The organism is Nocardia sp. NPDC004278 (assembly GCF_053602975.1).
This window is the reverse complement of sequence record NZ_JBSGEQ010000020.1, coordinates 153,416-176,310: the sequence shown is the minus strand read 5'-3', so window position 1 is coordinate 176,310 and position 22,895 is coordinate 153,416. Positions and strand designations below refer to the sequence as shown.

The window sequence follows — 22,895 nt, the reverse complement described above, 5'->3', positions numbered from 1 at the left end:
GTTTGGCTGAAGTTCCTAGTGGTGCACCTTTATAACCACACCAGCAGGCTCAGATCGGTGCACCACTCGGAACTGCTGTCCTGGAAACGGAATCGTTCTCTGGCGTCTCCCAGGCGCCGGGCACCTTGTTGATCCCGCGGCGAGGTCGGCGCCGAGCACAGGTTTTGGACGAGCGCTATCCCGGAAATCGCCTTGGGTGGCGGCATCCTGACCACTGCCGGAATCTCCGGCCAGGCGAGATACGTGCCCGTGACGGCACCCCAGACCGACGGTCCGATCAGGAACTGCTCCGGTGATTTCACTCGTGTTGTTGTCCACTCTCGCACCCCACAATGTGCCCTCATCGCGTTGCGCGACACACTCCCGACACGTATTCCCTTGTGCCGCAAAGGCCTCGGATTGCGCCGTTGCAACCCGAGGCACCAGAGCGAGGATAATACTCACTTATGAGTACCGCAATACCCTATCTTCCCAGGTATACTATGCACTACCCGAAGAAACTTTGGCCGATCGCACCGCTTCGGTAGGTGAGGGTTGCCGCCGCAGATACCCTGGTCCGATGGCGACAGCGGACGCACTGAACGCCGCAGAGCGAGACAGACTCAATGCGGCGGTGGCTCGAGCCATCCGGATTCGTCGTCGTAAACGAAAGATGACTAGGGAGCAGGTCTATACGAAAGCCGACCTGCCCCGTGCCACCTACGACCGGATCGAGAAGGGCGAGACCTTACCGGACGTCGGGCGCCTGGAAGCAATCGCGCATGCTCTCGACACGACGGCGGTCGGCATCATCAACGAGGCGAAGCGATCCCTCGAGGAGACTGCACATCTTGCACCCGAGCCGCTCGACGGCCGCGAGGAGATATCCGAACGGGCGGCAAGAACCTACGGTCGAATGATGGGTCTGGAGTGACTCCGTGTCACACATCGTCCCTACAATCACCGAGATGATGGTTGTAGCCGACGTGCTGGCTGCCGTGATGGTGGCCGTGATGGCGTATCGACTGCGCTGGTGGCGTTCGCGCCGCGAATCGCGGCCGTTCACTGCGGCTTTCGGGGTTGTCTGCGCTGCCTTGATCATCGGTGCGCCGCCGGTCGACGAATACATCGACCGCTGGTCTCTTCAAGTCATCGGCAGCGCAACGGCAATCCTGATCGCGGTCCTGCTGATGGTAGGTGCCTACTGCATATACGCGACCGTTGCACTCAGCATCATCGCCGGCACTCCGCGGTTCACGTTGTACAACGCAGCCGCCTGGTTGCTCACTTCCGCAGTGCTCGTCATCTCCTGGCTCGCCGGGGACGCTAGTAAGATGGTGGCGGGTGACCCCCTTGGACTCCCAGACTTGTCCAGCCGAATCTTCACCCTCACCTACGCCGGCCTCATGGCAGTGGCATGGCTAGCCACGCTGATAACTACTTGGAAGGCGTTGCAACGCAAAGATCTTCGACCCCGGCTGCGACGCGCGGCATGGGGGCTGTTTGCCACCGCAGCCTGCGCGATCGGGCTCGCGGTGTCACTGGTGCTCAACGCCGTCGTGCTGCATATGCCGTTACAGAACGTCGAGAACCTCGAGCTGGCCTGGTGGGTTCCCGCCTTCATAGGTTTGGCGATTGCCGGGCTGTAGGTACCAGTTACGTAATCACCGTAACCAACGTGGTGATCACCGGGGTGAGCGACTATCCACCTCGCTGGCTTCGCCGACTTCCGTAACGTGCCGTGCTCGACAAACGGTCCGGCAGCCACAGTTTGCCGACGAGGTTCCTCATCGCCTGGTTCGCTACGGGGAACGTAGGTACGGGCAGGCGCTCGTCGCATTTGCGACACACCCGAGCTCCAGGCTGATGGTTGACGGCCCGCGACGCGACACCGGATGATCGTTAGAATCGCTCATCTCTCAGGGGGGAGTCAGCATGGCAATCAGTGCCTCAGAACCCGGCAAGCCTGCTCCTTCAAGGGCGGAACCCTGTCGCGCGACCGCGCAAGTAGAGATCTGATATGGGGTGGCTCGGGAAGCTGGCGGAGGCGCTAGGTGTCAGGCTCGACGTTGATGACGACCAATTGCAGCGCGTGACGGAGTTACCCGACGACCGGCTGCCGCAGGTGATTCAAGAAGCTGAGCGTTTCGCCGCTGAACTCGAGAGGCGCTGGGAGGCACTGCCACTAGATTTCAAGAAGTGGGATGAGCAGGTCGAGGGGCGAGGTCCTATGCGTCGTGGAAGCATGTGATACATCTTCAGGTCGCATCATCCTCCTAGTGGTGCTGAACTTGCCATGTTCGAAAGCCGTTGGGGGCCTGAGCTACTTGCACGAGTAGGCCGAATTTCGGCGACGCCGGACCGCTGACGGCGCTGACCTACGGGCGCGCGGACTGGTCCACAAAGACGACTCGTTGTTGAGCGCGTAGGCAAGGGGGTGTGCGGCGGCGACGCCGCTCGGTCCAGTAGTCGGTCAGGGCAGGGTCGTCCGGAGGCGCCGTGCCTGCGACCATCCGGTGTCGGACGATCGGTGTCCAAGCGAATTTGCGCAGGTAGAAGCCACTGTCGTGGCTGCCGAACACCCACGTGTCCGCTCAGGCGGGGCTGAACGCGCCGAAATAGCGGGCTTGACCCAATACATCGGTTTGTTCGAGTGACGGAATCTGGCCCATTTGCAGACCAGCCGCCAGACGTGGGCGTCCAGCGCAGCGAACGCCCGTTTGGAATCTCCGATCCGGTGGTAGGCCGCCCATCCGGTGATGATCGGATTGAGAGTGGCAGTCACCGCGTCGGCGTTGGAGTCGCGCCGCCGCTTCATCTCGGTGGACAGTCGTAGCCGGATGCGCCGCAGCGCGGCGTTGCTCGGCGTGGTCACCAACTTCCCGTTCGGGTAGCGGTGGATGTTGAATCCCAGGAAATCCACCCCGTCGGCGAGGTCGGTGATGCGGGTTGTCCTCGTTGCAGAAGAGCCCCCGGGGACCAGCCAATCCGCCAGCTGTTGTTTGACCTGTTCGGCCCCTGCTCGCATGAATAAACACAGTGCGAGAAGGTTGTTGGCGTATCGGATGACCGCTGGGCAGCCCTTCACCGTCTTCCCGGCAAGGGTGCCGTTGGTGTATGTAGAACCCATGAATTCCCAGATCTAGGATCTAACGGATCCTTTGGATTCCCTAGCCGCACGGCCTTTCTCGTAGCAAGCTCCGACTATAAATGCGTCCAGCCACAAATCGCCAAGCAGCGTCATCATGCCCGGCTCATGTTTAGACGACAGGCCAATCCTCTCCAACGACAGTCTTGCCCGCTCCGCCGCCATATAAATGGCCGACTTCGGATCCACCGTGTGAGCAAGAGCCTCTTCGAAGGGACCGCCGTCGGCAAGAGCGTCTAGCTCACCAGCGGCGGCCCTGATCAGCAATAGAAATCATCTCCGGACCGGTTGTCCACACGCAGCACTTCGGGTGGTCCCCCCAGGGCAAGAAACACCTTCTCCAGTCCGGTCACGAGCCGCTCAGCGGTGATCGAGCGTTCCACCAGGTGTAGAAGCGACTCGCGCGTGTGCTCGTCGATCATCGATGCGATCTTCGCCGCCTTGCCGTCGACAGTCGAGTCGAACTGGAAGTCCGACGCCCACACCACTTTCGGTGCGTCAGCTTCGACCCTGCATTCCGTGTCACCTGATGTCGCGGGCTCGTTCCGCCGTGTGCAAACCAGCTCGCTCACCCAACTGGACGCTCGGGTCCCTTTTGTTCGACCGTGTCTCACTTCTTTTGCCGCGGAACGGCTTCCGTCGTGCCTTGTTTGTAGCTAGGTTGTTCGTGGCCGCTGCAGGAGGCGGCGAAGGCGAGTCCGAGTGCGGGAGGTTCGGCGGGGTGGATCCGGTGGCATTGGTGGCGGCCGCGGTAGCGGCGGGTGCCACCGCGGGCTTGACCGATACCGCGAAACAGGGAGTGCTCGACTCCTATCAAGCGCTACGCGGATTGATCACCCGCCGGTATCGCTCGGTGGACGTGGGTGTGGTGGAGGCACGGCCGGAAGCCGGTTCGCGGCGAGTGGTGCTCGCCGAGGAATTGGCGCGGGCAGGCGCCGCGGACGATCAGGAGTTGCTGACGGCGGCGCATCATCTCCTACAGTTGATCGAGGAGCACTCGCCACAGGCCGCCCAGGCCGTGGGTGTGACGTTGACCCGGGTCCGAGCCGGTGAACTGAAGATCACCGACATCGAGAGTAGCGGAAGCGGTGTGATCGCCACGGACACAACAGTGTCCGGAACACTGAAGATCGAAGGGCTCCGGGCCGGTGCGCAGGAGCCGCCACACCCTTCGCAGGCGCGGCGGTAACCGGGTATCCCGCTGCGCCCACAATCATGGCGCCTGTTTCCGCGACTGGGGTGACGGTCGGCGGGGACTTCATCACCACCTATCGGTTCGCGGGCGCCTCGCCGGTGGTCACTGAGGCACCCCTCGTCGAGCTGGTGGAGCGGCGGGGAGCGGGGGGCGGACTCCCGCTGATCACCGAGTTGGATCCCTACATGCTGGGGGCCACACCGTCGCGCTTCGGCGAACCCGGCCGGTTCGGTGGTGCCGACCCGTATGTGCCGCGCACCCACAACGCGGTCGATATCCGCTTGGCCGCGGCGTTGTCCGGTGACCGCCTCACGGTGGTGGTCGGCCCGTCGAAGGCAGGCAAGACACGCAGCCTGTTCGAAGCCGTCAGCAAGGCGCTGCCCACGGCCAGGGTCCTGGTGCCCACCCCCGAGTCGCTCGCTCAGATACCGGCCTGCGCGGAGTTCGTCGACTGCCCGGAGCAGATCGTGGTCTGGCTGGACAACCTGGACAGGTTCGTCACGACCAGTCGGCCGCTGACGCCGTTGACACTCAGCCGCCTCACCGCGCGCGCGGCACCGACCGTCGTGGTCGCTACGCTGCGGTGCGAAGCTCGCGACCGATTGCACTATGGCAGTGAGGATCTCGCACACGACACGCGGGTGGTGCTGCAGCAGGCCATCCAGATCGATCTGTCCTCGACCAGCAACAGTCTCATCGAGCACGCCGATGCCGCGGCCGCCTACCCGTCGCTGAACCTGGACCGGTACGGACTCGCCGAAGTCCTCGCCGGCGCACCCGAACTGCTGAAGCACTACGACGATTCCCGCTACCGGAATCCCGTGCTGCACACCGTGATCCAAGTCGCCGTGGACTGGGTCCGCGTCGGGCGCACGGACCCGATCCCCGAACCCGTCCTAGCCGAACTCGCCATGGCGATCGCCGAGGAGCAGTACCCCGAGCTCGAGGTCGGTACCGATCAGGTGCAGGACGCGATCGTCGCCGCCCGCACTCCCTCCCCGAGTGTCGGGCACGTCGCGCTCCTGCTCACCGATCGCCTCCCCGACCGCTCCCGCGCATACCGGCCGTTCGATTACCTCGTCGCGGCAGACGACGGTCAGCACCGCTCCCCACGCCCTATCCCTACCGATTTCTGGCACTTGGCCACCGAGGACGCCGACGTCGATGTGCTGGTTTCCGCAGGCTTGACTGCGTTCTTCCGGGGCCGGGCATCGGTCGTGGAGAAACTTTGCCGCCGCGCCGCCGAGGCCGGTGATCTGAACGCGATATTCAACCTCGGAGTCCTACTGTACGAGCGCGGCGACACGCACGAGGCCGAAGCATGGTGTCGACGCGCCGCCGACGCTGGCGATCTGTCCGCCATGTTCAACCTCGGCGTTCTGCTGCACGAGCGCGGCGACACGCACGGCGCCGAGACCTGGTGGCGCCGGTGCGCCGAAGCCGGAGATCTCAGCGCAATGTCCAATCTCGGTGTCCTGCTTCGAAAACGCGGAGAAGCGCAGGAAGCCGAGACTTGGTACCGTCACGCCGCCGCGGCTGGTGACCTGTCCGCCATGTTCAATCTCGGTGTCCTGCTGGGTAAGCGGGACGAACTGGCGGAGGCGGAGATCTGGTACCGCCGCGCAGCCGCCCGCGGTCATACGTCGGCCGAATTCAATCTCCAGGTCCTGCTCAACAAGAAGCCGCCCGAAGCACCGGTCGGGTGCGCCACCGACGCCACAGAACACCCAGCGGGCAGACCGCAGAGCGCGCTGACACTTCCGGCGGCATGGGCGTGGGCCGAATACTGGGCGGCCCGACGTAGATTGAAGCCGAGGCCGGACTCCGACAGCCCCACATCCACGCCCGGTTAGCCTTCAGCACCAGCGAGGACGACCAACCGACTCCGCTCGCTGCCCGTTCCTGTTCGACCTGTACGCCCCGCCGCCTGGCAACTCGCTGCGGTGGCCATCCCGCTGCGGCAGGGGCAACCCCCGCCCCGGTGATGACGACGCCACCGAATTCGCCGGGCACGATCCGCAATCAGCTGGCCGGCTCCTGCTGCGCGGCAGCAGTGTCGAACGGCCGGTCTCGACGCTATCGGCACTCACACCGCCGGGCCCGGCCTCGATCAAGGTCGACTTGCCCATACCGTTGCGCCCGACCAGGGCGACGCGCTCCGGGCCCTGGATGACGATGCTGCGGTCGCCGTCGCGCAGTTCCGCGAAGCAGCGGCTGCGCGGCACGTTGGGATCCGGCAGTTCGAGATGGATGTGCTCCTCCCGGCGGACCCGGTCCGCTGCAGCGTCCAAAGCCTGCTGGGCAGCGAGCACCTTCGCGTCCAGGGTGGTGCGCAAGGCGCCCGCCGAGCCCCGTCTCGAAGTGCGCTTCCCCGGTGTCACCGGATTCGATCGAGTGTAGGGCCGCGAGTTTGCCTGCGATACCGAGCAATTCAGCGATCGTGGTATCGCGGCCGAGGGCGAGTGTATGAGGCAGTTAGCCGACTTCTGCGGTGGTTTCAATACGTCCGGTCGTCGGTGTCAGGACTCCTGCGATAAATCGCAACAGGGTGGATTTACCTTGGTTCGGTCCATGAACCGCCGACGTAAAGCCGATCGTAGGTGATCATCCGCTTTCTCCTGCCGTAGGCGAATTCTGTTGGTCGCGACAGGTTTCCAGCAATCGGAGCCAGACTTCGCTGATGGTGGGGAACGACGGCACCGCGTGCCAGAGCCGATCGAGGGGGATCTCGCGATGCTTCAGCACCGCGGCAGCGTCGATGGGTCCCGTCAGTGCTTCCCCGACACCGGGAAAGCGCGCGGCCTCGCGGTAGAGCAGCGCGGGGCGCAACAGCGCCTTGCTGGGCTCGCAAGCCTGCTGTGCCGGTGCTGCCGTCTGGATTGGTGGACGGGACCGGATCGAGGGCGGCGGGCAGAGTGGATCCGGGAAACTGGTTGGTCAGCTCCAGTGCGGTCTCGCCGGGCGCGGGCAGGTACGCCGCCACGATGTTCGGGTCTTGCCGACCATCGACCATCCGGTCAGGACCACCATCGCCGAACCTCCCAACGCCGCAGCCAACCGCGTGTCCACGTTGTCGGCGGTGCGTGGCACGTAAGGGTCGCGCCCTGGTTGGTCACGAGTCGGCCCGAATTGATTTGGTGCTGCACCTAGCTGGTATGCATCCACCTCGCACACTTTGGGCAATTTGCCCTCGGCATCGAGCACGGCGGCCAATCCTGCCCAGCCTGAACCGACCTGCTCAGCCTGTGCACGCGAACCCAGATCGACAATGAGATCTCGTCCAGCACTCACATCCACCAAGGACAACGACCCTGACCAGTATTCGGGATCGGCACTGGTAAAGCGGGTCGGGGCTTCCCACAGATTTAGGGGCGCGACCGGGTCGGGGGCTACCGGGGCGCCTGCGTGGGGTCCGACGCCCCGACTCGTCCGACCTGCACCCCGCTGATCCGGATTGCCGCGGCCGTGACGTCTCTAGCCTCTACACCCATGCCACCATCGGCCGTGACGGCGATATCAGTGATCTCAATCTGTCCACTCGCCTCGACCCGGCTGAGCTTCACACCTACCGCATATGCAGCATCTGGTGCCTGGATCGCGATCACCCGCAGCAGTTCCTCCGCCGCCGCGCGCACCTCGAGGTCCTGTCCGGCACCGGCCTTTTCCAGCTGCCTGGCCAGTAACTGGCGTCGTAGCGGTTCCTCGGGCTCGCTCTCCACCCCGATCACTTCCGCATCGACAACCCCGTATTGGCGACTGATCAGGCCCTTCAAAGCGACGTAGCAGTCCGCAACCGCCCGTTTGGCCGTTTCCCCGGCTCCTGCGGCTGCTCCAGCGGCGACCGCCGCTGCAATCAACGTCACCGGATCCATCCGACTGATCCTCCCCACTCATGATGACCACTACCCGCGACCTCGGGCCAACATACTCGAAACCCCGCCAGCTGCAAAGGCATTCAGTCCGACGGATGCCTGCGCGGAGCCGTCCAGCTGACCCATCTCCGCTAGTAATTGCGTCGCGAAGATGCCCCAGACCAGCTAGCTATATCTGTACCCTCGGACGGCGTGCCGATCGATTACAGGAAGCACGTGGCGGACCAGATGATCGAGGCGTTGCCGAAGTCTGAGCGCGCGGTCGTCTCCGAAATCCTCGATCATTTCCAACAATCCCGTGAAGTCGACTTCGACCGAAGATCGACGGACGCAACAGAAGCGAAGATCGTGCTCGATGCGGCCCATGACTTGATCGCAGACCTGGCGGGCGGTGGGCTTCAAACGGCAATGGCCGTTGCCGGCGATGTGCACAGGTTGGAAAACCCATTCAACGGTGCGCGATGTCGTTAGCCACATCCTTCGAGCCAAGCAAGCCGCCCTCCTGGAGGACTATGTCCGACTGGTCAGGCAGGAGGAGATGGCCGAGATCAAGGGGGCAGTCGAAGCGAAGGTCGAGGACCCGCAGGTGCGGCAGGAGCTTTCACACCTGGTGACAGAAGTCCAACGGCGGCAGGAGGAGCTGGACGCCAAGATCAAAGCCGCAGGCGACGAAGACGCCAGAGCGGTTCGAAAGATCGAGCTTCAGAAGCGCAGGTGGGAGATGCGGAGATCGATGCTCGACCGTGAGCCCGCCGCAGTTTTGATCGGCGGGCTTCTCCTGGTCGTGATCGGCGTGGCCCTGCTCATTGCTATGTTCACGCACACCGCCGTACCCGAAATCGTGTCAAGTGCATTCCTGCTGATCTTGGGGTTCTTTTTCGGCCAAACCACCAGCAGCAAAGGCAGATCCGGCGACGCTGGCTGACGCACCGATGATTCCGGCGCTTTGCCGCACCGGCTCGAGGGTATCCACACCCACGGGGCATGAATCGTTCAAGATATCCAAGCGCTCGGATACCCGATCACCCGTCATCGGGACCGTCTTGAAATCGATCTTCGGCAACAAGAGGGACCCCGAACTCAGGCAGCAGACCTGTCGGTGCGGCACTCTAGTTCGGAGGGCGATGCATGGCTGAGACACGGACTTGCATAAGGAGATTGGATGCCTCTCAGACGGCCGAGGTCCCACATCAACTTCCGAGATCTCGATGGTGAAGCTCAATGCTGCTTTCCTGTCGACGCGTATTCCGGCCTTTCAGTGCGGATGAGGCATCCAAGATCGCAGGCGGTCGAAACGAGTATCTGCATGGTGCCGCGTTGGGTATCAATCAGATCCCGGCACAAGCTTGGTGGCCGCAATTCTGGGCTCAAACCGACATTCTTCTAACAGCGCAGGGCCGCGATATCTCCATGCTCGTCGGGGGAGACCGGACCGATGAAGTCGAGCGGCACCTGGCGCAGAACACTGCAGCACACCGCATCCGGATTCGGGGTCCAGATCGGAGCAGCGTATGGAACTGTTTGCCACTGGGCGCCTTTCGCGTTCAGATCCAGCTGGGCGCGGCAACCGCCGGCCCTGTCGTGGCGATGCCGATCGCTCCGCGGCCGGTTACCCAGCGAGTGACCGCGGCAAGCGATCCCGTGATCGTGGTGCTAGGTTCTGTCTCCCAATGCTGTGGATCGATCGGCCACACGTTCGGGGCTGATCGTGCATTATGGCCGCCGTGGCGACCGCGATCGGTGATCGATACCGGGTTCTGACCGACAAGCAGTGGGAACTGTTGGAGTTGCTGCTGCCGAAATCCGAAGGGCACGTGGGCCGTAACTTCGCCAACAACCGCTTGGTCGTGGAGGGGATGTTGTGTCGGCTGCGCACCAGCCTGCCGTGGCGGGATTTGCCCGAGCATTTCGGGCCGTGGCAGACGGTGCGGAAACGGCATCGCCGCTATGCCGCCGACGGCACCTGGGATCGGGTGCTGACCGCGTTGGTCGCGTTGGCCGATAGCACCGGCGACCTGGATTGGGTGGTCTCGATCGACTCGACGATCGTGCGGGCGCACCAGCACGGCGCCGGCGCGCGCGGCGACTCGGTGACCGGGCTATGAACCGGCAGACCATGCGATCGGGCGTTCCCGCGGCGGCTTGACCACCAAGGTGCACCTGGCTGCCGACGGCGCGGGTCGCGGCCTGGCCGTGCTGGTCACGCCGGGGCAAGCAGGCGACTCGCCGCCGCTGCCACCGCTGCTCGACGCGGTGGTGGTGCCGCGCCTGGGAGGCGGGCCGCCGCGCCGCAACCCGGACGTGGTGATCGCCGACCGGGCCTACTCCGCTGCGTCGAATCGAACCCTGTTGCGGCGCAAACGCATCCAGGCCGTCATCCCGGAACGCTCCGACCAGGTCGCCAACCGGAAACGCAAGGGCCGACACGGCGGTCGGGCGCCGAGCTTCGACACCGAGACCTACAAACGTCGCAACGTTGTCGAACGCGCCTTCAACCGAGCCAAGCACTGGCGCGCGGTCGCCACGCGCTATGACAAGCTCGCGATCACCTACCGCGCCGGATTCGTCCTGGCCCTGATCGTCGAATGGCTCAATCATTGGGCGACACGACCTAGCGCCTCCAATAGCGGAGCTCGAGCATGATCCATGAACCAGCACTACCGGGTCGGCGACCGGCAAACGGCGCGATAGCTACCGCTCATCCAGAGACGGCAACACCGTTTCGTCGATGATCAGCAGCACCGCGGCAGCGACCGGGATGGCGAGCAGCGCACCGACGATCCCGAGCAACGCGCCACCGAGCAGAACCGCCACCACCGTCACGACCGGTGGTACACGGACCGTTCTGCCAATGATTCTGGGCACGAGTAGATAGTCCTCGAACAACCGCAGGACGATGAAGAAGATGATGGTGGCCACAGTGACGGGCAGGGACACGGTGAGCGCGACCAGGGCCACGATGATCCCGGCCAGGGTGGAACCCACCACCGGTATCAAGTCCAGGACGCCGACCAGGACACCCAGCAACAGCGCGTAGGGCACATCGAAGATCAGCAGCCAAATGAAGGTCAGCACCGCGGTTATCACCGAAATGGCCAAATTCCCAAGGATGTAGCCGCCGACCTTCACGAAGATCTCATCGCCGATCAGGATCGCCCGCGGTCGGCGCGAGCGCGGAAACAGCCGGTATATCGAAGCGCGAACCTGTGCGAAATTGGCCATGAAATAGCCGGTCAGCACCGCGACGATCACCGTTCCGCTGACGATGCTGAACACGAGGCGGCCGGCGCCGAGGACACCACCGGCCAGTTTGGCGGGATCTGACCCGAGCCCTTGCCGGGCCCGATCCTGCAGATGGAAGTGAGTGTTGAGCGTGTCGATGAGCGGATAGCGTTGCGCAAGATGGTCGACATAGTCCGGAGCATTGTGGACCAGCGCGCTGCCCTGGGTGACCAGCGGAGGTATCGCGGCCGCGAGGAACCCGGCCAGTAAGCCGATCGCGACCACGAACACCGCGATCACGGCGGCCCATCGCGGAAACCATGGCCGAACCAGCCACGACACGACAGGTTCCAGACCTATCGCCAGAAACAGCGCGACGATGATCAAGACCAGCACTTGACTGGCGGCGATCACCGCCTGGATCGCGCCATAGGTCACCGCGACTCCGGCCGCCCCCGCCATGCCGACCATGAACGGCGACCGTGGATCGAATCGTCGCCCGGGCTTGCCCAGCGGGTTCTGCGTTGTGCTGGCCCGCGCTGCCGCCGCCTCCGCGGAAATGATCGGCCCACCTTCGTCGGCGGTGTGCGGCTGCGCGACCAGGTCAGGGTGGCCCCGCTCCGCCACGTCGGGGGCGTGGCGGTCCTCGGTTCGACCTCGATCGGTGTCTTCGTTCATCTGGGTGGGTCCCCGGGGTTGCGACCCGATCAGTCGCGGCCCAGGGCTCGCGCTAGTTGGCCCTTGGACATCTTCGAGCGACCCTCGATCTTGCGCTTCTTCGCCTCGTTGTACAGCTGATCACGGGTCGGTCCCTTCCGGCGATTGGTGCCTGACCGCAGACCGCCACGCCGCTGCGGCGACATGTCCTGCACCGAGGACCGACTGGCGGTCGCGGCTTCCCCGGACTGGGCACGGTTCTTGTTCACCGTGCGCGCCGCGATCTCCTCCGCCCGCCGGCTGGACACACCCTGCTCGTTCTCCGCATCCTTGATGTGCTCGAACTGCCGCTCTCGCTTGTCCGACCATGCCTTCGGCATGTCCATCACCTCCTGTGCCGCGAATACCCCCACCCAGCCGCCGAAACATCGGCACTCCTTGCTCGGTTCCCACACATGGTCAGACGTGTCATGGGCGACGAGCCGCGCAACTCCCACGAATGGGCCTGTCGCCGTTGCCGATTTTGTGTTGCCCAGCAACTGTCGGTCGGTTCGACAAGCGAACCGTTGCGGTTGATCGCGTTGTATGTCGAATGCTAGAAGCGCTGGGAGCGGGTACCCGCAAGTGGCGTCTGCGATCGGTGGCGACTCTCGCATTTCTTCCGTAGCCGCGTGGTGAGATTTCCGGCGCGATTGTGGATTTGTCTCGGTTCTAGTTATCGAACAGCGGGAATATTGATAATAAATCGACTCCGGACTGCGTCGTGTTCGATGCTGCCGGAAGTGTTGGCCCCAACGGGATCACACTGATCGTCGACTCGGCGCTGGCGAGTGGGAAGATGACAGTGGATCGATTATGCGGCAGCGGATTTGACGACCGCCCTAGTCGGCAGACAGATGCTTCCATTCTGGCCGGTACTGCGACGACCGAATGGCTCGAGCGCGTCGGATTGATTTCTCCCGATTCGATGCGAAGAAGAAATGTTCGTGATCCGCGCCGACCACATCGACTACTGCACGAATAGCCAACCGATCTCTATCCGTTGCATACTTGCCCGAACGCACTGCCGCAAAACTGCCGAGTCGCAACTTCGATAACCAGGGGTGTACATCCCTGATCCTCAGGCGTCTACTGGAATACGCAGGACATCGGGTTGCGCATCGCTGCCTGTGTTCCCATGACCGTGGTTGGGTGGGCGCAGTGAGCAATGCTGGCATTGCGCACCCGATCGATCATAGAAGTACCGGAGGGTTTCTCGGAGCCCTTCGAGCACAGTAGCGAAATCAGGTAGTCATGATCGTTCTCGGAGTCATCCTTCTTATTGTTGGATTCATCTTTAGTATCCCGATCCTCTGGACGATCGGAATCGTGGTGCTCGTCATCGGGCTCGTATTACTGCTATTGGGGTCGATGGGCCGCGCCGTCGGCGGCCGACGCCATTACTACTGACCCCAGGATCGAGTTCGCGTTCTGATCCGGTCGCCACGTCACCGCTGTCGTCTCAGCACACTCGGCATCGGCGGTAGTCAACCCGGTCCAGAACTCGCCCCATGTCATCCACCAACTCGGCAACACCGTCGAATGATCATGCACGGCCTACCCCGCTCGCACCAGCACCGCCAACTCGGCACACACCGCGAGAGCATGTTTCTGGCCGGAATTCTTTTGCCGCAACCAGAATCACATTCTCTGCAGCGCCCTCGAACGCACAACCGACCCCTATCGACGGCAGCGTTTGTCAGCTGACTTCGCGGCGGCTGTCCACGCCGATCACTTACTCCCGCAGAGGTGGGGCCAATCCTGCACAAATCCGACATGCCTTCTGAAACCGCCCCGGCCGCAGAACGCAATCTAGTGGTCAGAGCCGCTTCCGTGGCGCCGATGTTCCGAGCCCCGAACAGCCAGGGACACCACGGGATTAACGTCAAGGACGGTGCGGCGCCTGCTCAGAGTCAGACCCCCGCTTCGTTTCATCTGACTTCGAATCCGGATCGACCTTATCCGCGCGCTCCCACTCCTTGTCCAACTCACTTCGCGAATCCGCCGCCTCGCCGCGATCCACGTGCGCCTGCTGGGCAAGCTGCTCGGCCTGCGCCGCCTTCACCTCACCTTCCGCCTTTGCCGCTCGACTCCTCGCAGCGGTCTCCTCTGCCCGCGCCTCCCGCTGACCGACCTCGAACTCCCGCTCCGCCGCACGGTCGCGGATACGCCCAGCTTCAGCCCGGCGGTGTTCGCGCCGTTTGCGCATCGACAACCACACACCGGCCACAAGCAAAATGACCCCAACGACGACAATGATCACGATCACAACGGTGGTGCTCATCTTCCGACTCCTCGCACTCACCCCCCTCCACCCTAACGCCACTCAACCACCCCGAACTGGGAAAATAACTGATCGAAGGCCAAGGCTGATCCGTATCTTGTCGCTGATATCACGCGATATCCGCGCGCACTTCGCGGCTGGGCCCGACCCGCAGCGGCGTCGACACCAGATACAGCGATATATCGACGCCGGCGTCGATGAATGTATGTCCAGCACCGGACCCGACCTGAACGGCTTCTTCACCGCATAGCAGAAAAATGTCCTGCCCACGGTGATGATCGCGGAAATTCGGTCGGCGTACTCGGCCTTCCGAATTACACCCACCCGCACACTGATTGAGCCAGATCAGAAAACGGTCGAGACAACTTCCACCATATTGCCCGACTCGGCGTCGTCGAGGGCGGTGGCGATGTCAGGCTTGGGCGACAATGCCGACCAGGCGGTCGCCCTCCAACGCAGGCACGTGTCGCATTTGATGCTGTGCCATGATCGAAATACCGTTCAGCATGAAAGATTCGTTCGTGAACAGTGCGCAGTAATTCGCCGCGCAGGGTGCGCCGGTAAAACGGCTCTTCACAATCGAGGCTGTCGTGGCATCTGACGGTTCGAGGTATTGGTTACGGGACGCGAGCGTCGTAGGTAGCGCAGTGTGTGAGGACCTCGTCCATGTGGCTCTGCGCCCACGATCTGAGTCCGCGGGTCATGTCATGGAGAGAGTGGCCGAGGTCGGTCATCTTGTAGGTGACGGTGACGGGGACGGTTGGTGTCACGGTGCGGGTGATCAGGCCATCACGTTCCAGCGACCGCAATGTCTGGGTCAACATCTTCTGGCTGACTCCCGCCAGCAATCGCGAAATCTCGGAGTAGCGCATCGCCCTCGCAACGCCCGCCGTACCAGGCTGGTCGGAAGCGTCGCCCCCGAGCGCGCACAAAACGAGCACAACCCACTTGTCCGAGATCCGGTCGAGCAGTTGGCGACTAGGGCATGCCGCCAAGAACGCGTTGTACTCCACCTTGGCCTGCGCTCGTCTCTGAGCGGCGTTTGTCGTCCCCAACCTGATCACACCTATTCCTGAGAGTGGGTTACGCACCTTGGAGTGCCTACTTCCGGATGGGAAGTAACTCCCCAATGATGGTCCGAGGTGGCGACACGCGCCACCGCCTGATCAGGAAGCAGAACCAACCACGATGAACGCATCCTCCACTTCACTTCCCGGTGGCACCTGGGCTCTGGGCGACTCGACCGTCACCCGCTTCGGCTACGGCGCGATGCAGCTCGCGGGCCCGTGGGTCATGGGGCCGCCCGCCGACCACGACGGTGCCCTGGCGGTGCTGCGCGAGGCAGTCGAGGCCGGGATCACCCACATCGACACCAGTGTCGCTTACGGGCCACAGGTCACCAACGAGCTGATCCGCGAAGCCCTGCAGCCCTATCCGGGATCGTTGTTCATCGCCACCAAGGTGGGGGCGAACCGCGACGCGCAGGGTGGCTGGCCCACAGCCCGGCGACCCGAAGACCTGCGCAAGCAGGTCCACGAGACCCTCCAGTCCCTCGGTGTCGAGGTACTCGACCTGGTCAACATGCGTATGGGCGATGCCGAAGGCCCCCAGCCCGGCTCCCTCGCCGAGGCGCTCGGAACGCTCGTCGACCTGCAGCAGGAAGGTCTGATCCGCCACCTCGGGGTCAGCAACGTCACCACCGAGCAGGTCACCGAGGCCCAGAGCATCGCCCAGATCGTGTGCGTGCAGAACATGTACAACCTCGCCCACCGCTACGACGACGACCTCATCGACCGACTCGCCGGCGACGATATCGCCTACGTACCGTTCTTCCCCCTCGGGGGCTTCACGCCGCTACAGTCCGCGGCGCTCTCTGGAGTCGCCGACCGACTGGGGGCAGCTCCGATGTCCGTCGCACTGGCCTGGCTACTGCAGCGCTCCCCGAACATCCTGCTCATCCCCGGCACATCATCGACGGCGCATCTGCGCGAGAACATCGCCGGCGCCGGTCTCTGCCTCTCCGACGAGGACATGGCCGAACTGGACAGCATCGGCCGCTGACCCCACGGAGGCGTCAGGAAGCAGCGTCTGACGTGAATGACGCTAGTCCTGGTCCGGGTCGCTCCAGCGCTGACCTGACCTCCTTTGTTTGGCTGTCCGAATGCGGGTTATCCGTCAGAAGACCGGCTGGAGCCAGCAGGCCGGCACCTTCGAACAGAACAAAGGGGCCGCGATCATGGGCGCTGTCGATAAGGCAAAGAACAAGGCAGAGGAACTGGCCGGTAAGGCCAAGGAGAAGTTCGGCGAGGCCACCGGCGACAAGGGTAAGCAGACCGAGGGCAAGGCCGACCAGACCAAGTCCAACCTCAAGGATGCAGGCGAGAAGGTCAAGGACGCCTTTCGCGACTGACTCGACGCTCGTCAGCAGCGTCGACTACGGGCGGGTGGTCCCGCGAGGCCATCCGCCCGAAGAATCGGTCCCGCATCCACCACCAGCACACCGGCCAGCAACGCGCCTACCTCGTGCTCCTGCCGAACTCCGATCCCGACCCGCATGAAACTCCAGGCAGACCGGTCCACGCCCACATCGAGCCGACAGATAGCTAACGCCCATCCAGTGAACGCAACACCGTCTCACTGATGATCAGCAGCACCGCGGCAGCCACCGGGAAGGCGAGCAGCGCACCGACAATCAGACGTCCGTGCTGATCCGGCCCCCATCTACCGCCACCATGGAAGGCAAAGCCACAGCGCGGCGAATCCACATAGCGAACCGATGTCGGGCGGGTTCCCGGGACGACGGGCCCAGCCAGAGGTCGGTCTTGGGACCGCGCTCCCCACACCGCTCATCGCAACCCTGGCGGACCTTTCACCACCACTAATATGAGGCAAGCACCATGCCCGACAACAAGCCGTCCTCGATGTCGACTGGCGGATCATCGTCGGCGTCGTACAACAACTCGGCCTCGGTCGTGGGCCGGGTAGCCCAGAACAGTGTCTTCGAGCGATCCGCCCGCGCCGGCTTCGTCGTGAGCGGCATCGTGCACCTGATCATCGGCTACATCGCCATCCGGATCGCCCTCGGCGGCACCGCCGGCACCGCCGACCAATCCGGGGCCATGACGGAACTGGCCGCCAAGCCGGGTGGCGTCGCCGCCCTCTGGGGGTGCGTCGCCGCTTTCCTGTTGATGGCGCTGTGGCGGCTCGCCGAAGCGGCACTCGGCAGCTCGTCCAAACCCGACGCCGACAGTAAGAAATCCAAAGCATTCGATCGCATCAAGGCGGCTGGGCTGGCGGTGGCCTATTTCGCTTTCGCCCTCTCCGCGCTCGGATTCGCCCGCGGCCGTGGCCAGTCCAGCAGCGACCAGAGCACGGGGATCACCGCTCGCATGATGCACACCACCACCGGCACGATCACCCTCATCGCAGGCGGGCTGATCATCATCGCGATCGGCGGCTACCACGTCTACAAAGGAGTGCGCCAGAACTTCCTCGAGGACCTCGAGGGCACCACCAGCGATTTGGTGCGAAGGTTGGGCACGGTCGGATACATCGCGAAAGGGCTGGCCATCGCCGCGGTCGGGTTGCTGGTGATCCTCGCCGTGAGTCGATCCGAGCCGGACAAAGCCGCCGGACTCGACGGCGCCTTCAAAACCGTTGGAGCTCAACCCTACGGAGCGGTCCTGCTCATAGTGTCCGGCCTGGGCATCATCACCTACGGCCTCTACAGCTTCGCTATGGCCCGGTACACCAAGATGTAGTCGGTAACGCCGCGCCGAGACCGCGTCAGCGGTCGGTCGAGTCACGCGGGAGAAGGGGACCGAGGGGGCCGAGGTCGATGTTGAGGTCTTCAGGGGTGAGGCCGAAGTGGTCGCGTAGTTCGTCCATGCGTTGTTCGAGCAGCATCAGGGTGGTGCCGATGCGTTCGATCTGGGTGTCGCTGAGGTCGCCCGCGTCTACGCGGCGTAATGCTTGTCGCTCCATCAGTTGCCGCAGTAACTCCACCAGGGTGAGGACGAGGGTGACCAGCCCGCGCTCGACGGATTCGGGATCGGTGTCGATTCGCGGTGGGATGCCGCCGAATTCAGTCATCGGCTGGTTCCAGCGCATCGTGCGGCGCGGACCCGACCGGCGCGTACAGGGTGCTGATCGAGGAGATGAGGGCTCGTAACGAGATCTGGACCAAGTCGACGTCGGCGATGGCGAGTTTGATGTCGCCGGAGATGACCACCCCTCCGGCCAGCACCCGATCCAGCAGGTCGACCAGCGCGACACGGCGCTCGTCGTCGACATTGCGGACGACCTGGCTCATCCCGGCTCTCGTTCCACGCCTGCGAACGAATATGGCGGCCACGGGCCGGTGAGTTCGAGCCGGATGCCGGGGAATTCGGCGTCGAGCATCGTCACGGCCGCGGTGAAGTCGTCGGTGCAATCGTTGTCCACAAGGTAGGTCCCGTTGAGCACCATCCAGTCCCGGCGGCCACTCACGGCTGGATCGGTCAGCGCCTGACGTCGTCCCGCCGCGGCTTGGTGAACCAAGCGCGTATGGATCTCCTCGGCGCGCTCTGCCGCATCGCGTTCCACGGTCTCCTGCGCGGACAGTTGCGCGCGACGCCGGGCCAGATACGCGGTCCCTGCCCCCGTCGCGCTGCCTGAGTTCGCGGCCCGGGCCGCGGCCACGGCAGCGGTCAGGGTAGCGCGATCGCCGTAGCCTTTTACGCCCCACTCGGTGCGCCCACTCACCAGGGTGAGGGCCGCACCGAAGTCCGCCCGCCGCTCGTCGAGCAGCTCGCGCACCCGGTTGTCGTCGCTGAAGACCGTGGCCAATCGTAGCGGGACGGCGGGGCGTCGACGCACCACGGCCGACACAACGGCGTCGTGCGTACGGGCTGTCGCCTCCAACCAGTCGAGATCCTCCAAGTGCTCGCGTAGTGGTTGCTCCCCGAAAACCGCTAGCGGCACCGAGCCGACGACTGCCGTCAGATCGGCCGAGACCACCGTCCGAACCGACTCGCCCGCGACTCCGGTCAGCTCGCTCAGTTCCGCCGCGTCGCCGCAGCTGGACGACACCGCGTACAGCCAGACCCCGAGACCACCGGTCACGATCGTTCTTCCTTCGGCTCGCGGCCGCGCTCGATGAGTTGGCGGCGTTCGTTTGTCGCCTCCAGTTGGGCAATCCGGTCCCGAAGCTCCCGGTTTTCCAGTTCCAGATCCCGATCCTGCCGTTCCAGCGTGCGGGCCTTGCTGTTGAGCCAGGGGTCGGTCTCCCACCAGTCGATGCCGACCGCCTTGGCCGTCTCCAAGGACGCGATCACCAACCGCAGTTTGATCGTGAGCAGTTCGATGTCGAGCAGGTTCACCTGGATGTCGCCCGCGATCACCAGGCCCTTGTCGAGGACCCGCTCCAGGATGTCGGCGAGGTTCGTGGACTGATGCCCGCCCCCGTAGGGCTGCGGGACCGACGATCCGCCGCCGACCACCGTCATCGCGGCGCCCTTCCACCGAATGAGACACAGGCCCAGGCTGATCCCCCGTAAGCGCTGCCTATTCGCCTGCGACAACTTCCGCGACACTCTGGCCCGCGGCTTCGGTGGCGTGCATCTCGTTCGCGTACAACAGGCCGTAGGTGAAACCGTTCTCGTCGCTTGCCGTGCCTGCTGCTGTCGCGGTTCGCCACAGGAATTCGGCCGACACGACGCTGTCGTTGTAGTCGCCGAGCAGGCGCTGAATCTTCTTGTAGTACTTGATGTTCGACCTTGCGCGTGTGGGCTTTCGAACGGGCTTGTGCAGTTCGGCGGCGTAACGTGCGCGTTTGGCGGCTTTGCGCGCGCGGTGCATCGATTCGTGTCGGTGGTTGTGCAATGCGGTCATCAACCGGCGGTCGGCTTTGCCCGCAGCTCGCCGGGCCTGTTTCACCAGTTGGCGCCGACGGATCCGTCGCTCGAACGGCGGCTGCGATTTCCATGTCTGCAGGGTCGCGAGCAGTTGCAGGTAGCGGGGCGAGTTCATTGCCTCGGCGAGAGCATTGCGGCTCGGCAACTGCCGGGCCAGTAGCGTCGAGTCGATCCGCGCGGCGACCGGACCCAAGACGAGTTCGGGTGGTAGCGCGTTGAGTTCATCGTCGAGGCGACGGCGTTGGACGTGGCAATCGCGTATGTCGCCGAGAAGCGCTGCGTACCATCTCAGCTCGTTGTCGATCTCGCCGATCGCGGCGTGGTCCAGCAGCTTGCCGAATACGCGCAACGTGGAGCGGAGTCGCCGCGTCGCGACGCGGGTGTCGTGGATCGGTTCCTCGCCTCGGCGTAACCCGACGTCACCCGCGAAGATCAGGTCGATCTGTGTGGTCATGTATTCGTGCAAGGCACGTGCGGCCCGGGAGCGGGCGTCGGCCGGTCCGAATCGCTCCGGCAGCGCATGAGACAGCTTGGAGGGATAGCTCGACTCGCGCGCTCCTGCTTCGACGAGCCGGTCCCGCAATATCGTCGGGACTTTGTCGGTGTGTGGGCCGAGTTCGACCTCGATCTCACGCCAGGCGAGCAGTTCCGCAGGCCGGTCAGCTGCGGTCGAGTCCACGATGTCGTCATCGATCTCGACGATCAGTTCGCCGCCTGAACCGAGGATGCGGTGACGGCGGCGCAATGTATGAACCCTGGCGACCGCATTCAACGGCCTACCCAACGCGGCGCCGTTGACGATCTCGGCGAGTTCGTGCGGCAGCTCGTCCGACAGCCGGGCGGTTACTTCGACACGACCCCGTGAGTGGGGGACCTTCAACTGCCAGCCGGATTCGTCCTCACCCTCACGGCGACGCAACGTCAGGTCATGGGCGAACAGATCTCGCTCGGCGGTATCGAAATAGGTGCTGGTCAGCTCGACCGGCACCTCCTCGATGCGGCTGTTCGCCACCAGGTCGTCGAGCCTCGGAAGGGTGAAGTCCCGGTCGACCTCCCATTTGCTCTCACGTTCGAGTACGTCCTCCACCGTTACCGCGTTCCCAGCAAACCGCGCGTCAAACAGGGAAGGGGATGTGGTGCTCTTGCCAGCGATCCCGTTCGATTCACTACCACGCTCGCGTAAATCGATCTTGCTCGTCTGCCGCTGCCGCTGAGGTGAAGAGCGGGAGATACCGCCAGATCGCGAACAGCGTGTCGGGGTAGCGAGCCTCTTTGACGCGGTGCACGATCAGCCGCGCGGTGGTGCGGTCTTTGGTGGAAGCGAAAGCGGTGTATGCGATTTCGGCGACCTCGGCATCAGAGATCTAAGCCACCGCTGTCGGGATCGCGAACCGCGCCCGGATACTTCACCGGTGTCCACGCGTCGCGACAAGCAGGTCGCCGACGTGGTCGGTGAATGCGTAGCCGACCCGGTCCAGGATCGCGGCCAGGGACGGCGCCGAGGATCCCATGGAACTCGATGCACACCCCGGACTCCCGCCCATCCGCGTGCGCCTGGAAGGCAAAGGCCGGCAGGTCCTGCCCTCGACGGCCAGCATCGGATGCACGTCGCATCAGGCTCAGGGGCGCAGCTTCGAGCAGTTAGCTGCTGAGACGGACAATGAGGCTGTGTAGCTCCGCGGCGAGCGCGTCGGGTGCCTCCAGGGGTAGGAGGTGGCCGACGCCGGGGACTATGCCCAGTTGAGCGTGTTCGATGTGCGGCAGTAGGTGATCTCGGAGCACGTGTGGCGGTTCCACCGCGTCGTTTTCCCCGGCCAGGACCGTGACAGGGACGTCGATCGCTTGGGCGGCGTCCGTGATGTCCGTTGCTATACCCCGCAACGGCCACTCCCGCCGGGCCTCGGGGTGGACGGCGAGGCTGTCGCGTACGACAGCGGCCCGCAGCGACTCCGGCAACGGGACGGCAGTCAGGACATGAGCGAGCGCCTGCTCGACGGACTCCGGTGAGTCGTACGCGTGAGAGAGCGTCTGTCGATAGTCGAGGGTCACCGCGGCGGGCGGCTCCGGCGGTGCGGGCGCAACCAGCATCAGGCCCGCCAGTCCCGCAGGCCGGCGTGCTGCGACGAGCTGGCTCACCTTGCCTCCCATCGAATGGCCGACGATCACGAATGGCCCGAGGTCCAAGGTTTCGACCACGTACGAGAGGTCGTCGGCGAGTTGGTCCAGGGTGTAGGGGCCGGGCAGTGCCTGTGATGTGCCCCAGCCGCGCTGATCGAAGCGGACCGTGACCTGTTCGGCCGGAAGCCGTTCAACGACCCCGTTCCAGGTGGCGGCGGAGCCTCCCCAGTAGTGGACGAACACCAGCGCCGGCCCGGTGTGCCCCTTCGAGCGCACCTCGATAGCGCCGCCTGCCACGCGTACAGTGCTTGTGTTTTCCATCATTTCCGCGCCTTTCCTCAACGTCGGCGGGGAGCGGAGCGCTGCTGCTTCCGCCGCGGGTGTGCCATCTCTTCCTGCCCTGATCAGCAGGTGACGCCTTCGAAGCTACAGTTGTCATGTGGCTGCTCCCTGGTGGATAGAGACGCAATTCTTGTGAAAATCGGAC

The 22,895-nt window shown here is 64.1% G+C and carries 28 protein-coding genes and 3 pseudogenes; 13 read left to right on the top strand and 18 right to left on the bottom strand.

Annotation, left to right across the window (positions count from 1 at the left end; all coding sequences use genetic code 11):
- Window positions 1–29: 29 nt before the first annotated feature.
- Window positions 30–302 (bottom strand): hypothetical protein, encoded by a 273-nt coding sequence (locus ACWEO2_RS27880; RefSeq protein ID WP_452408020.1) that lies wholly within the window; start codon window positions 300–302, stop codon window positions 30–32.
- 257 nt (window positions 303–559) lie between these two features.
- Here ACWEO2_RS27880 and ACWEO2_RS27875 point away from each other — a divergent pair, with 257 nt between their 5' ends.
- From ACWEO2_RS27875 to ACWEO2_RS27865, 3 genes are all read left to right on the top strand, one after another.
- Window positions 560–913, top strand: a complete 354-nt coding sequence (locus tag ACWEO2_RS27875) for a helix-turn-helix domain-containing protein (RefSeq protein ID WP_452408019.1) — start codon at window positions 560–562, stop codon at window positions 911–913.
- Window positions 914–947: 34 nt separating this feature from the next.
- Window positions 948–1,628 carry a hypothetical protein gene (locus tag ACWEO2_RS27870; protein WP_452408018.1) on the top strand — a complete coding sequence of 227 codons (681 nt, stop codon included), beginning with the start codon at window positions 948–950 and terminating at the stop codon, window positions 1,626–1,628.
- A 371-nt stretch (window positions 1,629–1,999) separates the two neighbouring features.
- Window positions 2,000–2,230, top strand: coding sequence for a hypothetical protein (locus tag ACWEO2_RS27865; RefSeq protein WP_452408017.1), 231 nt, complete (start codon window positions 2,000–2,002; stop codon window positions 2,228–2,230).
- A 222-nt stretch (window positions 2,231–2,452) separates the two neighbouring features.
- Here ACWEO2_RS27865 and ACWEO2_RS27860 read toward each other — a convergent pair whose 3' ends face one another.
- Complete coding sequence (locus tag ACWEO2_RS27860; protein ID WP_452408024.1) at window positions 2,453–2,797, bottom strand: group II intron maturase-specific domain-containing protein; 345 nt, start codon at window positions 2,795–2,797, stop codon at window positions 2,453–2,455.
- Between the two features lie 590 nt (window positions 2,798–3,387).
- Window positions 3,388–3,699, bottom strand: coding sequence for a DDE-type integrase/transposase/recombinase (locus tag ACWEO2_RS27855; protein ID WP_452408016.1), 312 nt, complete (start codon window positions 3,697–3,699; stop codon window positions 3,388–3,390).
- 95 nt (window positions 3,700–3,794) lie between these two features.
- On the opposite strand from ACWEO2_RS27855, the gene ACWEO2_RS27850 reads away from it, so the two are divergent.
- Both ACWEO2_RS27850 and ACWEO2_RS27845 read left to right on the top strand, forming a co-directional pair.
- Window positions 3,795–4,316, top strand: coding sequence for a hypothetical protein (locus tag ACWEO2_RS27850; protein ID WP_452408015.1), 522 nt, complete (start codon window positions 3,795–3,797; stop codon window positions 4,314–4,316).
- 50 nt (window positions 4,317–4,366) lie between these two features.
- Complete coding sequence (locus ACWEO2_RS27845) at window positions 4,367–6,175, top strand: tetratricopeptide repeat protein (protein WP_452408014.1); 1,809 nt, start codon at window positions 4,367–4,369, stop codon at window positions 6,173–6,175.
- Between the two features lie 3 nt (window positions 6,176–6,178).
- On the opposite strand, the gene ACWEO2_RS27840 is transcribed toward ACWEO2_RS27845, so the two are convergent.
- The 3 genes and pseudogenes from ACWEO2_RS27840 to ACWEO2_RS27830 form a co-directional block, all read right to left on the bottom strand.
- Window positions 6,179–6,658 (bottom strand): hypothetical protein, encoded by a 480-nt coding sequence (locus ACWEO2_RS27840; protein ID WP_452408013.1) that lies wholly within the window; start codon window positions 6,656–6,658, stop codon window positions 6,179–6,181.
- Window positions 6,659–6,926: 268 nt separating this feature from the next.
- A pseudogene (locus ACWEO2_RS27835) lies at window positions 6,927–7,046 on the bottom strand (hypothetical protein); the annotation flags it as partial.
- Between the two features lie 665 nt (window positions 7,047–7,711).
- The gene (locus tag ACWEO2_RS27830; RefSeq protein WP_452408012.1) at window positions 7,712–8,194 is read right to left on the bottom strand and encodes a hypothetical protein; all 483 of its coding nucleotides are present in this window, start codon (window positions 8,192–8,194) and stop codon (window positions 7,712–7,714) included.
- A gap of 192 nt (window positions 8,195–8,386) precedes the next feature.
- Here ACWEO2_RS27830 and ACWEO2_RS27825 point away from each other — a divergent pair, with 192 nt between their 5' ends.
- The 4 genes and pseudogenes from ACWEO2_RS27825 (at window position 8,387) to ACWEO2_RS27810 (ending at window position 10,837) form a co-directional block, all read left to right on the top strand.
- Entirely contained in the window at window positions 8,387–8,665 is a 279-nt protein-coding gene (locus tag ACWEO2_RS27825; RefSeq protein ID WP_452408011.1) for a hypothetical protein, read from the top strand.
- Between the two features lie 67 nt (window positions 8,666–8,732).
- Complete coding sequence (locus ACWEO2_RS27820; protein WP_452408010.1) at window positions 8,733–9,119, top strand: hypothetical protein; 387 nt, start codon at window positions 8,733–8,735, stop codon at window positions 9,117–9,119.
- Between the two features lie 296 nt (window positions 9,120–9,415).
- On the top strand, window positions 9,416–9,955 hold the full coding sequence (locus tag ACWEO2_RS27815; RefSeq protein ID WP_452408009.1) for a hypothetical protein: 540 nt from the start codon (window positions 9,416–9,418) through the stop codon (window positions 9,953–9,955).
- Window positions 9,910–10,837: pseudogene (locus ACWEO2_RS27810) on the top strand (IS5 family transposase). The gene ACWEO2_RS27815 and the pseudogene ACWEO2_RS27810 overlap by 46 nt, the downstream one beginning before the upstream one ends.
- Window positions 10,838–10,885: 48 nt before the next feature.
- Here the strand turns inward: ACWEO2_RS27810 and ACWEO2_RS27805 are convergent.
- Window positions 10,886–12,094: an AI-2E family transporter gene (locus ACWEO2_RS27805; RefSeq protein WP_452408008.1), complete on the bottom strand. Its 1,209-nt coding sequence runs from the start codon at window positions 12,092–12,094 to the stop codon at window positions 10,886–10,888.
- A 29-nt stretch (window positions 12,095–12,123) separates the two neighbouring features.
- Window positions 12,124–12,453, bottom strand: a complete 330-nt coding sequence (locus tag ACWEO2_RS27800) for a plasmid stabilization protein (RefSeq protein WP_452408007.1) — start codon at window positions 12,451–12,453, stop codon at window positions 12,124–12,126.
- A 913-nt stretch (window positions 12,454–13,366) separates the two neighbouring features.
- Between ACWEO2_RS27800 and ACWEO2_RS27795 the strand changes: the two genes are divergently transcribed.
- A complete protein-coding gene (locus ACWEO2_RS27795; protein WP_085998611.1) occupies window positions 13,367–13,522 on the top strand; it encodes a DUF6131 family protein in 156 nt (51 codons plus the stop codon).
- A 475-nt stretch (window positions 13,523–13,997) separates the two neighbouring features.
- On the opposite strand, the gene ACWEO2_RS27790 is transcribed toward ACWEO2_RS27795, so the two are convergent.
- Window positions 13,998–14,396, bottom strand: coding sequence for a hypothetical protein (locus tag ACWEO2_RS27790; protein WP_452408006.1), 399 nt, complete (start codon window positions 14,394–14,396; stop codon window positions 13,998–14,000).
- Between the two features lie 617 nt (window positions 14,397–15,013).
- Complete coding sequence (locus tag ACWEO2_RS27785; RefSeq protein WP_452408023.1) at window positions 15,014–15,451, bottom strand: winged helix-turn-helix transcriptional regulator; 438 nt, start codon at window positions 15,449–15,451, stop codon at window positions 15,014–15,016.
- A 133-nt stretch (window positions 15,452–15,584) separates the two neighbouring features.
- On the opposite strand from ACWEO2_RS27785, the gene ACWEO2_RS27780 reads away from it, so the two are divergent.
- Together ACWEO2_RS27780 and ACWEO2_RS27775 are read left to right on the top strand one after the other, a co-directional pair.
- On the top strand, window positions 15,585–16,457 hold the full coding sequence (locus ACWEO2_RS27780) for an aldo/keto reductase family oxidoreductase (RefSeq protein ID WP_452408005.1): 873 nt from the start codon (window positions 15,585–15,587) through the stop codon (window positions 16,455–16,457).
- Between the two features lie 175 nt (window positions 16,458–16,632).
- Complete coding sequence (locus ACWEO2_RS27775) at window positions 16,633–16,806, top strand: CsbD family protein (RefSeq protein WP_452408022.1); 174 nt, start codon at window positions 16,633–16,635, stop codon at window positions 16,804–16,806.
- 193 nt (window positions 16,807–16,999) lie between these two features.
- Here the strand turns inward: ACWEO2_RS27775 and ACWEO2_RS27770 are convergent, their stop codons facing one another.
- The gene (locus tag ACWEO2_RS27770; protein WP_452408004.1) at window positions 17,000–17,161 is read right to left on the bottom strand and encodes a hypothetical protein; all 162 of its coding nucleotides are present in this window, start codon (window positions 17,159–17,161) and stop codon (window positions 17,000–17,002) included.
- Between the two features lie 156 nt (window positions 17,162–17,317).
- Between ACWEO2_RS27770 and ACWEO2_RS27765 the strand changes: the two genes are divergently transcribed.
- Window positions 17,318–18,157, top strand: coding sequence for a DUF1206 domain-containing protein (locus ACWEO2_RS27765; RefSeq protein ID WP_452408021.1), 840 nt, complete (start codon window positions 17,318–17,320; stop codon window positions 18,155–18,157).
- A gap of 25 nt (window positions 18,158–18,182) precedes the next feature.
- Here the strand turns inward: ACWEO2_RS27765 and ACWEO2_RS27760 are convergent, their stop codons facing one another.
- The 7 genes and pseudogenes from ACWEO2_RS27760 to ACWEO2_RS27730 all read right to left on the bottom strand — a co-directional run bounded on the left by ACWEO2_RS27760 (window position 18,183) and on the right by ACWEO2_RS27730 (window position 22,732).
- Window positions 18,183–18,488 (bottom strand): gas vesicle protein K, encoded by a 306-nt coding sequence (locus ACWEO2_RS27760; protein WP_452408003.1) that lies wholly within the window; start codon window positions 18,486–18,488, stop codon window positions 18,183–18,185.
- Window positions 18,481–18,708: a gas vesicle protein gene (locus tag ACWEO2_RS27755; RefSeq protein WP_452408002.1), complete on the bottom strand. Its 228-nt coding sequence runs from the start codon at window positions 18,706–18,708 to the stop codon at window positions 18,481–18,483. The genes ACWEO2_RS27760 and ACWEO2_RS27755 overlap by 8 nt, the downstream gene beginning before the upstream one ends.
- Window positions 18,705–19,499: a GvpL/GvpF family gas vesicle protein gene (locus ACWEO2_RS27750; protein ID WP_452408001.1), complete on the bottom strand. Its 795-nt coding sequence runs from the start codon at window positions 19,497–19,499 to the stop codon at window positions 18,705–18,707. Before ACWEO2_RS27750 ends, ACWEO2_RS27755 begins: the two co-directional genes overlap by 4 nt.
- The gene (locus ACWEO2_RS27745) at window positions 19,496–19,882 is read right to left on the bottom strand and encodes a gas vesicle protein (protein ID WP_406238639.1); all 387 of its coding nucleotides are present in this window, start codon (window positions 19,880–19,882) and stop codon (window positions 19,496–19,498) included. The genes ACWEO2_RS27750 and ACWEO2_RS27745 overlap by 4 nt, the downstream gene beginning before the upstream one ends.
- Window positions 19,883–19,940: 58 nt before the next feature.
- A complete protein-coding gene (locus ACWEO2_RS27740) occupies window positions 19,941–21,377 on the bottom strand; it encodes a CYTH and CHAD domain-containing protein (protein WP_452408000.1) in 1,437 nt (478 codons plus the stop codon).
- A 124-nt stretch (window positions 21,378–21,501) separates the two neighbouring features.
- Window positions 21,502–21,712 (bottom strand): annotated as a pseudogene (locus ACWEO2_RS27735) (IS1380 family transposase); the annotation flags it as partial.
- A gap of 219 nt (window positions 21,713–21,931) precedes the next feature.
- A complete protein-coding gene (locus ACWEO2_RS27730) occupies window positions 21,932–22,732 on the bottom strand; it encodes an alpha/beta fold hydrolase (protein WP_452407999.1) in 801 nt (266 codons plus the stop codon).
- Window positions 22,733–22,895 lie beyond the last annotated feature (163 nt).

Bases quoted from the DNA above. Each gene is read 5' to 3' on its own strand.
- ACWEO2_RS27875 (WP_452408019.1), top strand. From the start codon at position 560: ATGGCGACAGCGGACGCACTGAACGCCGCAGAGCGAGACAGACTCAAT.
- ACWEO2_RS27870 (WP_452408018.1), top strand. From the start codon at position 948: ATGATGGTTGTAGCCGACGTGCTGGCTGCCGTGATGGTGGCCGTGATG.
- ACWEO2_RS27865 (WP_452408017.1), top strand. From the start codon at position 2,000: ATGGGGTGGCTCGGGAAGCTGGCGGAGGCGCTAGGTGTCAGGCTCGAC.
- ACWEO2_RS27860 (WP_452408024.1), bottom strand. From the start codon at position 2,797: ATGAAGCGGCGGCGCGACTCCAACGCCGACGCGGTGACTGCCACTCTC.
- ACWEO2_RS27830 (WP_452408012.1), bottom strand. From the start codon at position 8,194: ATGGATCCGGTGACGTTGATTGCAGCGGCGGTCGCCGCTGGAGCAGCC.
- ACWEO2_RS27820 (WP_452408010.1), top strand. From the start codon at position 8,733: ATGGCCGAGATCAAGGGGGCAGTCGAAGCGAAGGTCGAGGACCCGCAG.
- ACWEO2_RS27815 (WP_452408009.1), top strand. From the start codon at position 9,416: ATGCTGCTTTCCTGTCGACGCGTATTCCGGCCTTTCAGTGCGGATGAG.
- ACWEO2_RS27805 (WP_452408008.1), bottom strand. From the start codon at position 12,094: ATGAACGAAGACACCGATCGAGGTCGAACCGAGGACCGCCACGCCCCC.
- ACWEO2_RS27800 (WP_452408007.1), bottom strand. From the start codon at position 12,453: ATGCCGAAGGCATGGTCGGACAAGCGAGAGCGGCAGTTCGAGCACATC.
- ACWEO2_RS27795 (WP_085998611.1), top strand. From the start codon at position 13,367: ATGATCGTTCTCGGAGTCATCCTTCTTATTGTTGGATTCATCTTTAGT.
- ACWEO2_RS27790 (WP_452408006.1), bottom strand. From the start codon at position 14,396: ATGAGCACCACCGTTGTGATCGTGATCATTGTCGTCGTTGGGGTCATT.
- ACWEO2_RS27780 (WP_452408005.1), top strand. From the start codon at position 15,585: ATGAACGCATCCTCCACTTCACTTCCCGGTGGCACCTGGGCTCTGGGC.
- ACWEO2_RS27775 (WP_452408022.1), top strand. From the start codon at position 16,633: ATGGGCGCTGTCGATAAGGCAAAGAACAAGGCAGAGGAACTGGCCGGT.
- ACWEO2_RS27765 (WP_452408021.1), top strand. From the start codon at position 17,318: ATGTCGACTGGCGGATCATCGTCGGCGTCGTACAACAACTCGGCCTCG.
- ACWEO2_RS27760 (WP_452408003.1), bottom strand. From the start codon at position 18,488: ATGACTGAATTCGGCGGCATCCCACCGCGAATCGACACCGATCCCGAA.
- ACWEO2_RS27755 (WP_452408002.1), bottom strand. From the start codon at position 18,708: ATGAGCCAGGTCGTCCGCAATGTCGACGACGAGCGCCGTGTCGCGCTG.
- ACWEO2_RS27745 (WP_406238639.1), bottom strand. From the start codon at position 19,882: ATGACGGTGGTCGGCGGCGGATCGTCGGTCCCGCAGCCCTACGGGGGC.
- ACWEO2_RS27730 (WP_452407999.1), bottom strand. From the start codon at position 22,732: ATGATGGAAAACACAAGCACTGTACGCGTGGCAGGCGGCGCTATCGAG.